This is a genomic window from Mycobacterium sp. OAS707, from assembly GCF_014873705.1.
Lineage (GTDB): Bacteria > Actinomycetota > Actinomycetes > Mycobacteriales > Mycobacteriaceae > Mycobacterium.
Genome location: NZ_JADBDS010000001.1, coordinates 1315236 through 1328430 on the forward strand (window position 1 = coordinate 1315236; position 13195 = coordinate 1328430).

At 65.4% G+C, this 13195-nt stretch carries 13 protein-coding genes; 8 read left to right on the plus strand and 5 right to left on the minus strand.

Annotation, left to right across the window (positions count from 1 at the left end):
- Positions 1-25: 25 nt before the first annotated feature.
- Complete coding sequence (locus GGC64_RS06520) at positions 26-1411, plus strand: flavin monoamine oxidase family protein (RefSeq protein WP_370582005.1); 1386 nt, start codon at positions 26-28, stop codon at positions 1409-1411.
- Positions 1412-1433: 22 nt separating this feature from the next.
- Here GGC64_RS06520 and GGC64_RS06525 read toward each other — a convergent pair whose 3' ends face one another.
- Positions 1434-2042, minus strand: coding sequence for a TetR/AcrR family transcriptional regulator (locus tag GGC64_RS06525; protein ID WP_192721596.1), 609 nt, complete (start codon positions 2040-2042; stop codon positions 1434-1436).
- Between the two features lie 85 nt (positions 2043-2127).
- Between GGC64_RS06525 and GGC64_RS34600 the strand changes: the two genes are divergently transcribed.
- Positions 2128-2802: an FMN-dependent NADH-azoreductase gene (locus GGC64_RS34600; protein WP_370582006.1), complete on the plus strand. Its 675-nt coding sequence runs from the start codon at positions 2128-2130 to the stop codon at positions 2800-2802.
- The gene (locus tag GGC64_RS34605) at positions 2799-3119 is read left to right on the plus strand and encodes a multidrug efflux SMR transporter (protein ID WP_370582007.1); all 321 of its coding nucleotides are present in this window, start codon (positions 2799-2801) and stop codon (positions 3117-3119) included. Before GGC64_RS34600 ends, GGC64_RS34605 begins: the two co-directional genes overlap by 4 nt.
- A gap of 5 nt (positions 3120-3124) precedes the next feature.
- Here the strand turns inward: GGC64_RS34605 and GGC64_RS06535 are convergent, their stop codons facing one another.
- Positions 3125-4087, minus strand: a complete 963-nt coding sequence (locus GGC64_RS06535; RefSeq protein ID WP_192721598.1) for an alpha/beta fold hydrolase — start codon at positions 4085-4087, stop codon at positions 3125-3127.
- An 88-nt stretch (positions 4088-4175) separates the two neighbouring features.
- On the opposite strand from GGC64_RS06535, the gene GGC64_RS06540 reads away from it, so the two are divergent.
- Complete coding sequence (locus GGC64_RS06540) at positions 4176-5150, plus strand: NADPH:quinone oxidoreductase family protein (RefSeq protein ID WP_192721599.1); 975 nt, start codon at positions 4176-4178, stop codon at positions 5148-5150.
- 3 nt (positions 5151-5153) lie between these two features.
- Here the strand turns inward: GGC64_RS06540 and GGC64_RS06545 are convergent, their stop codons facing one another.
- Positions 5154-6293, minus strand: coding sequence for a glycerate kinase (locus GGC64_RS06545; protein WP_192721600.1), 1140 nt, complete (start codon positions 6291-6293; stop codon positions 5154-5156).
- 233 nt (positions 6294-6526) lie between these two features.
- Between GGC64_RS06545 and GGC64_RS06550 the strand changes: the two genes are divergently transcribed.
- Genes GGC64_RS06550 through gcl form a run of 3 tightly spaced genes read left to right on the plus strand, consistent with a single transcriptional unit; the run spans position 6527 to position 10043 of the window.
- Positions 6527-7363 carry a TIM barrel protein gene (locus GGC64_RS06550; protein ID WP_192722429.1) on the plus strand — a complete coding sequence of 279 codons (837 nt, stop codon included), beginning with the start codon at positions 6527-6529 and terminating at the stop codon, positions 7361-7363.
- Entirely contained in the window at positions 7363-8250 is an 888-nt protein-coding gene (locus GGC64_RS06555) for a 2-hydroxy-3-oxopropionate reductase (RefSeq protein WP_192721601.1), read from the plus strand. Before GGC64_RS06550 ends, GGC64_RS06555 begins: the two co-directional genes overlap by 1 nt.
- Positions 8247-10043, plus strand: coding sequence for a glyoxylate carboligase (gcl, locus tag GGC64_RS06560; RefSeq protein ID WP_192721602.1), 1797 nt, complete (start codon positions 8247-8249; stop codon positions 10041-10043). Before GGC64_RS06555 ends, gcl begins: the two co-directional genes overlap by 4 nt.
- A gap of 68 nt (positions 10044-10111) precedes the next feature.
- Here the strand turns inward: gcl and GGC64_RS06565 are convergent, their stop codons facing one another.
- Positions 10112-10861 carry an IclR family transcriptional regulator gene (locus tag GGC64_RS06565; protein ID WP_192721603.1) on the minus strand — a complete coding sequence of 250 codons (750 nt, stop codon included), beginning with the start codon at positions 10859-10861 and terminating at the stop codon, positions 10112-10114.
- A 148-nt stretch (positions 10862-11009) separates the two neighbouring features.
- Between GGC64_RS06565 and GGC64_RS06570 the strand changes: the two genes are divergently transcribed.
- Positions 11010-11732 carry a GntR family transcriptional regulator gene (locus GGC64_RS06570; protein WP_192721604.1) on the plus strand — a complete coding sequence of 241 codons (723 nt, stop codon included), beginning with the start codon at positions 11010-11012 and terminating at the stop codon, positions 11730-11732.
- A gap of 30 nt (positions 11733-11762) precedes the next feature.
- Here the strand turns inward: GGC64_RS06570 and GGC64_RS06575 are convergent, their stop codons facing one another.
- Positions 11763-13148, minus strand: a complete 1386-nt coding sequence (locus GGC64_RS06575) for an OFA family MFS transporter (protein ID WP_192721605.1) — start codon at positions 13146-13148, stop codon at positions 11763-11765.
- Positions 13149-13195 lie beyond the last annotated feature (47 nt).

Consider the following 13195-nt stretch of genomic DNA (forward strand, 5'->3'; position numbering starts at 1 on the left):
CCTCACGACGTGAGAGCCTAGTGGCGTGAGCATTGCAGCCGGCGATGAGCGCTCGCGCGAAGAGCAGACAGCCAATGTCGACGTCGTCGTCGTTGGTGCCGGGTTCGCGGGGCTGGCGGCCGCACGTGACCTGGTGCGGTTGGGTCACGACGTCGTGGTACTCGAAGGCCGTGACCGCGTCGGGGGACGTTCGTCAACAACGACGATCGCGGACACACCGGTCGATCTCGGCGGAACATTCGTCGGGCCGACCCAGGATGCCGTCGTTGCCCTGGCCAAGGAACTCGGCTGTGAGACGGTGCGGACGTACAGCCGAGGCAAGAACCTGATCCGGTGGCACGGCAAGGTGCGGTCGTATCGCAGCACGATTCCGAAGTTGTCGATCATCGAACTGCTCGACGTGTCCCGGATTCAGTGGCGATTCGAACGCGTCTGCAGGCGGGTTCCGGTGGACAAACCATGGACGTCGCCGATCGCCGAGATCCTCGACTCCAAGACCCTTGATGAGTGGCTGCGCTATGTGCATGCGAGCGCATCGACGCGGAATCTGATGGCGATCATGTCCCGCGTGACATGGGGGTGCGAACCCGAGGAAGTCTCCATGTTGCACGCCACCCGCTACATCAAGGCTGCGGGTGGACTCGGCCGAATGCTCGATGTCGAAAACGGCGCCCAGCAAGACCGCTTTCCCGGTGGCACACAACAGATTGCGCTGCGGATCGCCGACGAGCTCGGCGATCGCGTAGTGCTGTGCGCGGTGGTGCACAACATCGAACGGCGTTCCGACGGAACACTTGTCGTCAGCTCTGACCGTGGCGACGTCACGGCTAAGGCCGTCATCGTGGCGATACCTCCACAGCACCGGGCAGGCATCGCGTTCGACCCACCGCTGCCGCCCGAGTACGAAAAGCTTACGGAGCACTGGCCGCAAGGCAACTTGAGTAAGGCGTACGTGGCCTATGAGACGCCGTTCTGGCGCACCAACGGTTGCTCCGGTGAAGCGCTCTCTGACGAAGGGCCGGTGTTCATCACCTTCGACGTCAGCCCCGGCGACGCGGGGCCCGGCATCTTGCTGGGCTTCACCGACGCGCGCACATTCGACCCGCTTCCTGCCGAGCAACGGCGCGCCCAGGCGCTCGACGGGTTCGCGGCGCTGTTCGGTGACAAAGCCCGCCAGCCGATCGACTATCTCGACCATTGCTGGGGCGCAGAGGAATTCGCGCCAGGCGGCCCGACGGCCGCTGTTCCACCAGGGTCATGGACGACGTATGGGCCGTGGCTGCGCAAGCCGATCGACGGCATCTACTGGGCGGGGACGGAGACCGCCGACGAATGGACGGGATTTCTCGACGGCGCGGTGCGCTCGGGTAAGCGGGCAGCCGACGAAGTGCACCGGGCGCTGACCGGTTAGCGGCGGAGACGAACGCGAAAACTCAAGGGCCTGCGACGATCGTGCGGGCGAGCGCCTTTGCGTTAGTGGCGATGCGGCGTTGACTGAGCTTGGCTTCTCGGCGCTGGAAGGCGTACAGCTGGGCATCCACCGACGCGAGCAGCATGTCGGCGTACCAGCCGGCGTCCTTGGCGTCCAGGTCCGCCCGCAGCTCACGCAGGAGGAGGACGACATGCTGACGCCAACCGCCGTAGGCGCCGACCTTCAGCCGGCCCGGCGGCGTGGCTTCAGTAGCCAGAAGTGCGCCCAGATTGCGCTCGGTCAACGCCACCAACGCGTCGATGAATGCCGCCAATCTTTCGTCAGCGGGGGCGCCGGGCCCTAGCGGCGGTGCCCCCCGCAGGATGGCCTCCTGCAGCGTGCGCTCGTCGTCCCCGATCACCGCGGCCAGCAGTCCGGCCTTGTCGCCGAAGCGCCGATACAGCGTGCCGACGCCGACGCCTGCTGCTTGCGCGATGTCACGCATATCGAGCTTGGTCGCCTCGGGTGAGCGCAACAGGGATCGCGCCGTCTGCAGCAGCCGTTCCTCGTTGCGTGCCGCCGCTTCACGCTGAGGGCGCCACGGCCCACCCTCGGATGCCCGCTCTGACATAGCTACCATCCTAGATGCGGAATAGAGTTCCGCACCCGGTCGTTATCAGGTGCGGAACATAATTCCGTACCTGGAAGGGGCACACGTGAACGACTCGACAAGCGCACCCACTACGTCGCGGGTGCTGTTCGTGACCGCTTCGCCACGGAAGGACTCGCATTCCGTCCATCTCGCGCAAGCGTTTCTTGACAGTTACCGCAGTGTGCTGCCGAACACAGAGGTGGACCGGCTCAACACCTTCACCGATCTGCCGACGTTCGACGCACAACACGTCAGCGCCAAGATGGCGGTCATCGCGCGCGGTCCGGTACCGGAGACCGCGAGGAAGCACTGGGCGGAAGTACTCGAGGTCGCGGCTCGAGTGCAGGCGGCCGATACGCTGGTCTTCGCGGTGCCGATGTGGAACGGCGGAATACCTTGGTCGCTAAAGCTTTTCATCGACATCGTCACCCAGCCTGGGGTGGCGTTTCGCTTCGACCCTGCGACGGGATACTCGGGGTTGCTGGGCGGTCGTCGCGCAGTGGTGGCCTACGCCAGCAGGGTCTACGCCCCAGATGTGCCCCCTGCCTTCGGTATCGATCACCAGTCCACCTATTTCGGATGGTGGCTCCGGTACTGCGGCATAGCCGACATTCACGAATTACGGATACAGCCAACGCATCCAAGCGAAACGCTTGCCGCAGAGCGGAAGCGAGCGACGGAAGAGGCGCGCATTTTGGGCCACGCACTGGCCACCTCCCCGGTTCGGGTGGCCCGGTGAACCCCTGGGCGTGGCTGCTCACCGCCGCCGCGGCGGAAGTCGCATGGTCGCAGAGCATCAAGCCCACCGATGGCTTCACGCGGGTCCTTCCCACCCTCCTGTGCTTCGTCCTCGGAGTCGCCGCCGTCTATCCGCTGACTCGGGCCATGCAGGGCATTCCGGTCGGCACGGCCTACACCGTGTTCACCGGGATCGGTGCGACGGGCGCGGTGGTGCTGGGCATCGTGGCGTACGGCGACCCGGTGACAGCGCTGCGACTGACCGGCATCACGCTTGTCGTCGCGGGCGTGATCGCGTTGCGCGCCTCTGGCGGATGACTTGGTCAGGCGCTGCGCTGCCGGCTCGCCGACTCGATCAGCATCCGCAGATGCTTGTTGACGTCGTCGGGACGCTCGACGATGGCACAATGCCCGCCTGGTAGCTCGACGAACGACGCCAGGTTCGGCGCCATCCTGGCGATGTGCCGCGACGAAACCATCGGCAGCAGACGGTCTTTCGTGCTTCCGATGACCAGCGTCGGCGCGGTCAGGTTTTTCAGCCCGATGTGCTCGGGACCGAGAGTGTCGACCAGCGCGCGGGCCCAACCGCCACGGCCCGCCGGCGGCGTCGAGGTGAACAACTCGTAGATGAAGTCGACGATGGCGGGATCGGCGTCGCGTCCGACCGCGATCGTCGAGACAAATCGCCGACTCGGACGATCCACTGCGCGCAAAAGCGGTGCCGCACCGAAAGTTCTGAGCAGCGTGCCCGCCGCACGAACCCTGGCATCGGCCAGCGGCGGGGGCACCGGAAGAAATTTCACGTTGCGCAGCAGATCACCGGTCGTGGTGTTGATCAGCGCGACGGCGTCGACGCGTTGCGGGACCCGGTCCGGGAACCGGTCGGCCCACGACGTGATTGCGATGCCGCCCATCGAGTGGCCCGCGATGACTGCGCGCTCACCGGGCGCCAGCGTCGCGTCCAGCACAGAGTCGAGATCCTCGGCGAGGATGTCGAGGCTGTAGCGGTGGCGGTGGGGCGGCACCGCGCTCTTGCCGTGGCCGCGGTGGTCGAATGCGATGACGCGGTAATCGTTGGACAAATCCGCGATCTGGTAGGCCCACACCCGAAGAGCGCAGGTGATGCCGTGGGCGAGCACGATCGGGTAGCCGTCTTCTGGTCCGAAGACCTCGGCGTGCAGGCGGATGCCGTCTTTGGAGCGAACGGGAACGACGCGGCCCTTGGGTAATGCCTCAGCCGCGGCGAATTTTCTGGCCGGCGAACCGGCCTCCTGGCCACGTCCCATACGTGCTCCCATCGAGTTCGGCAACGCTGCCGTCAAAAGCAGCCTACCGGTCGGTTGGGCGCTGTCGCCGCAGGAGTTAAATGGTGCGATGCGCGCGATTCAAATTGCCCAGCTCGATGGCCCGCAAGCTGCGAAGATCGTCGAGATCGACGAGCCGACTGCCGGTGACGGCGAGGTCCTCATCGACGTATACGCCGCCGGTGTGGCGTTCCCCGACGCCCTGCAATCACGCGGGCTTTACCAGTACAAGCCAGAGATGCCCTACACACCGGGCGCGGAGATCGCGGGCGTGGTGCGCAGCGCACCTGATGGCGCGCACGTGGCGGCGGGTGATCGCGTTGCGGCACTGACCATGCTGTGCGGCGCGATGGCGGAAGTCGTTGCGCTGCAACCCGATCGAGTGTTCAAGCTGCCGGACACGGTGTCGTTCGAGGCAGGCGCGGGCCTACTGTTCAACGACCTGACCATGCATCACGCGCTGCGCACACGCGGTCGGCTCGCCGAGGGCGAGACGGTTCTGGTGCACGGCGCGGCCGGTGGCATCGGGACATCGACGCTGCGGCTGGCTCCGGCGTGGGGCGCTTCGCGCACGATCGCGGTGGTCAGCACCGAGGACAAGATCGCGATCGCGAAAGCGGCGGGCGCTTCGGACGTGGTGCTGGCCGACGGGTTCAAAGACGCCGTCAAGGAACTGACCGGCGGGCGCGGCGTCGACATCGTCGTCGACCCAGTTGGCGGCGACCGGTTCACTGACTCGCTGCGGTCGCTGGCACCCGGCGGACGACTACTGGTCATCGGCTTCACCGGCGGCGACATCCCGACCGTGAAGGTCAACCGGCTGCTGCTGAACAACGTCGATGCCGTCGGCGTCGGCTGGGGCGCCTGGAGCCTGACTCACCCCGGTTATCTGGGCGAGCAGTGGGCCGAGCTGGAGCCGCTCCTGGCATCGGGCAGGGTGTCGGCGCCCGAGCCGATCGTCTACCCGCTCGAGCAGGCCGCCGATGCGATCGCCTCGCTGGAGGACCGGACCGCGAAGGGCAAGGTCGTCGTCAAGTTGCGATGAGCGCTAGCGCGAAGAGCCGATAACCCCGATGAGCGTGGGCGCGAGCCTCTCCCCCACCTTTGTGAGCAGCTCGGCCGCATGTCTCATCGACCGCACAGGGTCGGGCTCCAAGTCGCTGAGCGTGTACACCCCTGCGAACCCCGCGGCGTTGACTTCGGCCGGAGTCAGCGCCGATACGCCCGCGACAGCGAACGTGGGTACGCCGTGCGTGCCGGCGCGACGACACACACCGATTGCGGCCTTGCCGCGCAACGACTGTCGATCCAGTGAGCCCTCACCGGTGACGACCGCGCATGCACCCGTCAGATACCTGTCCAACTCGATGCGGTCGATGATGACGTCGATGCCGGGCCGCATCTGTGCGCCGAGTACGGCCATCGCCGCGAAGCCCACGCCGCCTGCGGCGCCTGCGCCTGCGGCGTTTCGGTAATCCACTTTCGTTTCGCGCTCGAGGATGTCGGCCCAGCGACGAAGGGCGCGGTCGAGCTCGAGGACCTGATCCGGTCCGGCCCCCTTCTGTGGCGCATAAACGCTGGCCGCGCCAAGCGGACCATACAGCGGGTTGTCGACATCAGACGCGAGAGTGAATGAGGCACAGGCGATGTCGGGGTGTAACGCGGTGAGATCCAGGTGCGCTGCCTCCCCGACGGGCGTGCCCGCGGGAAGACGTACCCCGTCTCGATCGCGAACTGCCGCGCCAAGGGCGCTGAGGAACCCCGCGCCGCCATCAGTGCTCGCACTTCCGCCGACGCCGATGATGATGTCGCGGCAGCCGTGATCAAGGGCCTGCACAACGACTTCACCGAGGCCACGGCTGGTAGCGGTCATCGGGGCGGGCATGCCGCCCGGAAGCCGTTGTAAGCCACAGATTTCCGCCATTTCAATGACGGCAGTCCTACCGCTTCGCGCGTACGCGGTGTGGACGACCTGACCCGTCGGCCCCTTGGCATAGATCGGTATCCGCTCGAAGCCCGCCGCCAACACGGTGCCGAGCGTGCCGTCTCCGCCGTCCGCGACCGGGCAGTGCACCGTCGCCACCGTAGGGTCAGCCCGTTTGAGACCCACAGATATCGCAGCGGCAGCCTCCGCGGCCGTCAGTGAGCCCTTGAACTTGTCGGGCGCGATCACCACATGGCCACGCATCAGACCACCATCCATCTGCATTATTCCGTATTACGGAATCATAATTCCGATGTTTAACGCTGGCATACCGGCCATGGTCCCGTCAACAGCATCGCAGGACGAGCCCGCGCTACCGCGGGGTCGCCCTTGACAAGCAGCCCGGACGACCGGTTCACTATTTTGTATAGCGAGATATTTATTCCGCAATACGGAATTACTAGCCACCAACGTGTGCGACGTCCCGAGAAAGGAACATCGAGATGACGGCCTATACGGTCAACTGCTCGATCCTGCTGACCGATCTACCCCTGCTGGATCGGCCGCAGGCGGCCCGGAACGCCGGGTTCGAGGCAGTCGAGTTCTGGTGGCCCTTCGACACCCCGACACCACCGGACGCCGATGTCACTGCCTTCGTCCGGGCCATCCAGGATGCGGGTGTCCAGTTGACGGGTCTCAACTTCGCCGCAGGCGACATGCCCGCCGGCGATCGCGGTATCTTGTCGAATCCGACTCTGACGCAAGCGTTTCGCGACAACGTCGAGATTGCCGTCGGAATCGCCGAAACGCTCGGCACCCGTGCGTTCAACGCGCTGTACGGCAACCGCATCGATGACAACTCGGCCGCGAACCAGGATGACGTCGCCGCCGAGAACCTTGGCTATGCCGCACGGGCCGCGGACCGGATCGGGGCCACGGTCCTCATCGAACCGGTAAGCGGGGCACCCCGGTATCCGCTGCTGACAGCGGCCGACGCGATCCGTGTGATCGACCGGGTGCACGACCAGCACGGATCGACCAACCTGCGATTGCTGGCCGACTTCTACCACCTGCACGTCAACGGCGACGACATCGCCACCGCCATAACCGATTACGGCCCCCGAGTCGGCCACGTCCAGATCGCCGACGCCCCGGGGCGGGGCGAACCAGGGACCGGGGAAATCCCGCTGCGTACCTATCTCGAGCAGTTGGCCGCGCAGGGCTACCAGGGGTACGTCGGTTTGGAGTACAAGGCGACCAAACCCGACACCTTCGAATGGCTGCCGCGGGCAGAACGCGGCGCGTTGCAAGCACAAGCAGAAACGAGGATCTAATGAGCACAATCGCTTTCATCGGACTGGGCATCATGGGCAGCCCGATGGCGACCCACTTGGTCAAGGCCGGTCATACCGTCGTCGGGGTGGACACGTCGCCCGAGCGCACCGGCGCCTTGGTGGAAGCCGGAGGCGCGGCGGCCGACTCCATCGAACAGGCCGTCAAGGACGCCGACGTGGTGGCCATCATGGTGCCCGACTCCCCACAGGTGCAGGCGGTGCTGCTGGGAGACGACGGGGTGTTCGCTCACGCACAGCCCGGCACGCTGGTGATCGACTTCTCGTCCATCCGGCCCGATGTCACCGCGGAGTTCGCCAAGATCGGCGCCGAGCGCGGGCTGCGCATCCTTGACGCGCCGGTGTCCGGGGGTGAACCCGGCGCCGTGAACGCCACGCTGTCGATCATGGTCGGCGGGTCGGAGGACGACTTCGCCGCAGCCAAACCGATTTTCGACACAGTCGGCAAGACCATCGTGCACGTCGGCGCCAACGGCGCCGGCCAAACCGTCAAGGCAGCCAACCAGTTGATCGTCGCGGGCAACATCGAACTGCTCGCCGAGGCCATCACGTTCTTGAAGGCATACGCCGTGGACATCGAGGCCGCCGTCAAGGTGCTCGGCGGCGGGCTGGCCGGTTCGGCCGTGCTCGATCAGAAGGCCTCCAAGATGCTGACCCGAAACTTCGATCCGGGGTTCCGGATCGCGCTGCACCACAAGGACATGGGCATCCTCACCGCCGCGGCACGCGAAGCGGGTGTGGTCACGCCGCTCGGTTCACTGGTCGCCCAACTGATGGCGTCGGCGTTGGCCAACGGCGATGGCGGACTGGACCATTCGGCGCTGTTGTTGGGTGTCGAGCGACTGTCAGGCAAGGAAACGGCTCAATGACGCGTATGCGAACGGTCGACGCGGCGGTCAAGATCCTCGAAATCGAGGGGGCGACTCAGGCGTTCGGCCTGCCGGGAGCGGCGATCAACCCGTTCTACTCGGCCATGCGCGCACACGGCGGCATCAAGCATGTGCTGGCCCGCCACGTGGAGGCGGCCAGCCACATGGCCGAGGGCTTCACCCGCGCTGCGGCGGGCAACATCGGCGTGTGCATCGGGACCTCCGGTCCCGCGGGCACCGACATGATCACCGGGTTGTACTCGGCCTCAGCGGATTCCATTCCGATTCTCGCGATCACCGGCCAGGCTCCGGTCGACAGGCTGCACAAGGAGGACTTCCAGGCCGTCGACATCGCCTCGATCGCTGCCCCCGTCACCAAGATGGCGATGACCGTGCTCGAACCCGGCCAAGTGCCAGGGGCTTTCGCGCAGGCGTTCCACTTGATGCGGTCGGGACGACCGGGCCCCGTGCTCATCGACCTGCCCATTGACGTCCAGCTCGCCGAGATCGACTTCGACCCGGAGGCCTATCAGCCGCTACCGGTCTACAAGCCCGCGGCGTCGCGGGCTCAGGCCGTCAAGGCGATCGACATGCTGGTTTCCGCCGATCGGCCCTTGATCGTTGCCGGCGGCGGCATCATCAACGCCGACGCCTCGGATCTGCTGGTCGAACTCGCCGAGATCCTCAATGTCCCTGTGGTGCCGACCCTTATGGGGTGGGGCAGCATTCCGGACGATCACGTGCTCGCAGCAGGCATGGTCGGCCTGCAGACGTCGCATCGCTACGGCAACGCGACCATGCTCGCCTCCGACTTCGTTCTCGGAATCGGCAACCGGTGGGCCAACCGCCACACCGGCGGACTGGACACCTATCGACAGGGCCGGCGGTTCGTTCACGTCGACATCGAGCCGACACAGATCGGCCGTGTCTTCGCACCGGATTTCGGGATCGTCTCGGATGCGAAGGCCGCGCTCGAGCAGTTCGTCGCCGTCGCCAAGGAGCGACGCGCGGCTGGCACCCTGCCGGATTGGACCACCTGGGTCGAGGACTGCAGGCAGCGCAAGCAGACCATGCACCGCAAGACTCACTTCGACGACGTTCCGATCAAGCCGCAGCGGGTCTACGAGGAGATGAACCGGGCGTTCGGCCGCGATGTCAGGTACGTCACCGCGATCGGGCTGTCGCAGATCGCCGGCGGACAGTTTCTTCAGGTGTACGGACCGCGGAACTGGATCAACTGCGGCCAGGCCGGTCCGCTGGGGTGGACGGTGCCCGCTGCGCTCGGTGTCGTCGCCGCCGATCCGAAGGCGACAGTGGTCGGGCTGTCGGGCGATTACGACTTCCAATTCCTCATCGAGGAGCTCGCGGTCGGCGCGCAATTCAACCTGCCGTATGTCCATGTGGTGGTGAACAACTCGTATCTGGGACTGATCCGTCAGGCGCAACGCAACTTCGACATGAACTACCACGTGTCGCTTGGCTTCGACAACATCAATGCCCAAGAGTCCGACAGCGACGTTCCCAAGGGCTACGGCGTCGACCACCTTCGCGTGGCGGAGGGCCTGGGCTGCAAGGCAATCCAAGTGGTCGAGCCTGCCGATATCGGTCCGTCACTGGTGCGGGCGCAGCAACTGGCCCATGAGCACAAGGTTCCTGTGGTGGTGGAGATCTTCCTGGAGAAGATCACCAACATCGCGATGGGCACCGAGATCGACAACATCATGGAGTTCAACGATCTCGCCGAAACACTCGAGGACGCACCGACAGCCGCCGCACTGCTCTTATTGGACTAACGCCGAACGTGGGTTACCCGCACGCTTACGCCGCTTGAAGCGTGACACAAGCCCACACTCGGCGGGAGCTAGGCGGGCGCTTGGTCGAACTCCGAGGCGATGTCGCGGGCGACGCGCTTGAGCAGCGGCGTCACCTTCATCGCCGACTTCAGGGTGAGGCGCGCGGCCGGCCCGGAGATCGAGATCGCGGTCGGGGTGGGGGCGTCCGGTACGGGAACGGCGAAGCACCGGACGCCGATCTCCTGCTCGCCTTCGTCGACGGCGTAGCCGCGAGACCGGCTCAACTCGATGTCGCGGATCAGCGCTTCCGGGGTGGTGTACGAATTCTCGTTGGACGCCGGCATCCCCGCGCGCTTCATCAACGCCTCCACGCTGTCGTTGGGGAGTTGCATGAGCAGCGCCTTGCCGACGCCGGTGCAGTGCAGGTGCACCCGGCGACCCACTTCGGTGAACATCCGCATCGCGTGCGGTGACGGCACCTGCGCGACGTAGACCGCCATGTCGTTGTCGAGCACGGCCATGTTGGCGCTCTCGCCCGTCCGCTCGACCAGTTCGGTCAGGTGGGGCCGCGACCACGCCCCGATCAGCTGGGCGGCGCTTTCGCCCAACCGAATCAGCTTGGGCCCCAGAGCGTATCGCCGGTTCTCGAGCTGCCTCACGTAGCCCATCGCCAGCAGCGTGCGTACCAGCCGGTGAATCGTCGGCTGTGGTAGCTCGGCGCGTGCGGCCAACTCCCCCAGCGCCACGCTGCCGCCCGAGTTCGACATGATCTCGAGCAGCTCGAAGGCGCGCTCAACCGATTGCACACCGTCAGCCACCAGCGTCCTCCGATTCGCCGCGAAGTGACAAGCTTATTCCGTATAGCGAAATTATCGGGGACCCGTGTCCACCCCAGCAACCTTGCGTGGATTGGATCCTGACGACTGTATGCTGTTAACACCCTGCCGCGACTAGAAAGGCGGCCCAATGGTCCACCCGCTAGCACCGACCGCCGCCCTCGATGGCGGTCCGGCGCGGAAGAGGACGCCGGTTGTCGAGCGTCCCGCACCGCTGCGCGAGGCTGTCTTCGAGGCCCTCGTCGAGATGATCATCACTCGCGAGTTGCAGCCAGGTCAGCATCTGGTTGAAAAGGATCTGGCCGATGCGCTCGGAGTCAGCAGGCAACCTGTTCGAGAAGCGTTGCAGCGCATGCATACCGAAGGCTGGGTGGACCTGCGCCCTGCGCTCGGCGCGTTCGTCCACATCCCCACCGAGTCCGAAGCAGACCAACTGCTCGCCGCACGCAGCCTTTTGGAGGCCGAGTCAGCACGACTGGCCGCCGAGCACGCGACGCCCGAACAGATCGAGCACCTGCACGAGCTTCAACGCATCGGTGAGGAAGCGCTGGCCGTGGACGATGAGGAGGTCCTCGTCTCGGCGAACGCGTCGCTACACACCCATATCGTGACGATGTCGGCCAACAAGGTTCTCGCCGACCTCAGGGCTTCGGTCGAGCACCGGGTGCGGTGGTATTACCTGCCCATTGCCCAGGTGCGTTCGAAAGCCGCCTGGGAGGAGCATGCCGAGTTGATCGAAGCAATCGCCAATCGAGACGCGGGACGCGCCTGCACCCTGATGCGACTGCACACCGAGCGCACCAGGGAGATTTATCAGGAACAGCGGCGCCAGAAGGCGGCCAAGGGGAACTAGTCGTTCACCCTTGGCCGCCTCGGCACTCCGTCAGTCGGCCAACGCCGGCGTTGGCGACCTCTCCGCGACGGATGCGCTTGACTGCGCCGATACTCGGGTGCGACCGGGCTGCCGGAGGAAGGCCGCGATCGCCGCTGACACCAGCGCACTCGTCGCGGCAAGCCAGTAAGCACCGGCGTAGCCCCACGAGTCGATTACGCTGGCGCCCACGCCGATTCCCACGATCGAGCCAACCAGCTTGGAGCTGTAGACCAGGCCGTAGTTGCTGGCGTTGTTGTTCTCGCCGAAGTAGTCAGGCGTGAGCGAGGCGAACATCGGGTAGAACGCGCCGCCGCCGAAGCCGACGAGGAACGCGAAGCCGAGGAATGCGATTTCGCTCTCGGCCTTGCCCGCATACAGCAAGCCCACCAACGACAGGGCCTCGATGAGCAACACTACGAGCAGGGTCTGCTTGCGCCCGAACTTGTCGGACAGCCAGCCCGTCACCGTTCGTCCCGTACCGTTGATGACAGACAGCACACCAGCAGACGACGCCGCGATCAGCGGGCCGAACCCGAGGTCCTTGGCGAACGGCACCATGTAACTGATGCCGAAAAGCGATACACCGGCGCTGATTCCGAGCGAAAGCCACATCAGCGGCAGCATCCCGGTCTTGATCGCCTCCATCGGGGTGTATTGCCGCGCAGCAGGCGGGTTCTTCTTCAGACTCGCCGCGCCGCTCTTGCTGTCCGCCCACTTCACCGGGTCGACGTCGGAAGGCCACCAGTTCTTGGGCGGGTCGCGGAACAACCAGCCACATGCGGCGCACACGATCAGCATGTACGCGGCCACCAGGTCGAGCACCCAGACGTAGGTGTTGGGATGCAACGCGTAGCTGAAGATGAAGATGAACGGCACTGCACCATAAGCGAATCCACCGTTGACGAAGCCCGTCTTCCCGCCTCGTCGTTCCGGGTACCACTTGCCGACCAGGTTGATGCACGTCGCATAAACCAGGCCCGCGCCGATGCCGCCGCATACCGCGAAGCCGGCGTAGGCGAGCATCAGGTTGCCCTGGGTGATGCTGGCGAATCCGAGCGCCGAAAGGACCGCGCCGATCAGCATCGCCGCACGGGGCGACAGAATGCCCTTCTCCCGCAACTTGCCTGCCGGGAAGGCAATGCCGGCCTGGAAGAAAGCCCAGATCGACAGCAGCCAGAACGTCTGCGGCTGGCTCCAATGATGGGCTTCCCGAATCGATTTCGCGGCGGCACCGTAGCCGTACTCGTACACGCTCACTGCCATCATGGCCATCCACGGCAGCCAGATCATCCATGACCGCGATCTACCGAGCAGTTCACGGTCGGTTTCACCGACCCGGTAAACCCGCCCGTTCGCGTCGATGACCTCCCGATAACTTGCGAAAGTTGACGACATGCTTGAATCTCTTTCTACGAATTGATGAAGACTCGCTTCACCCGGGT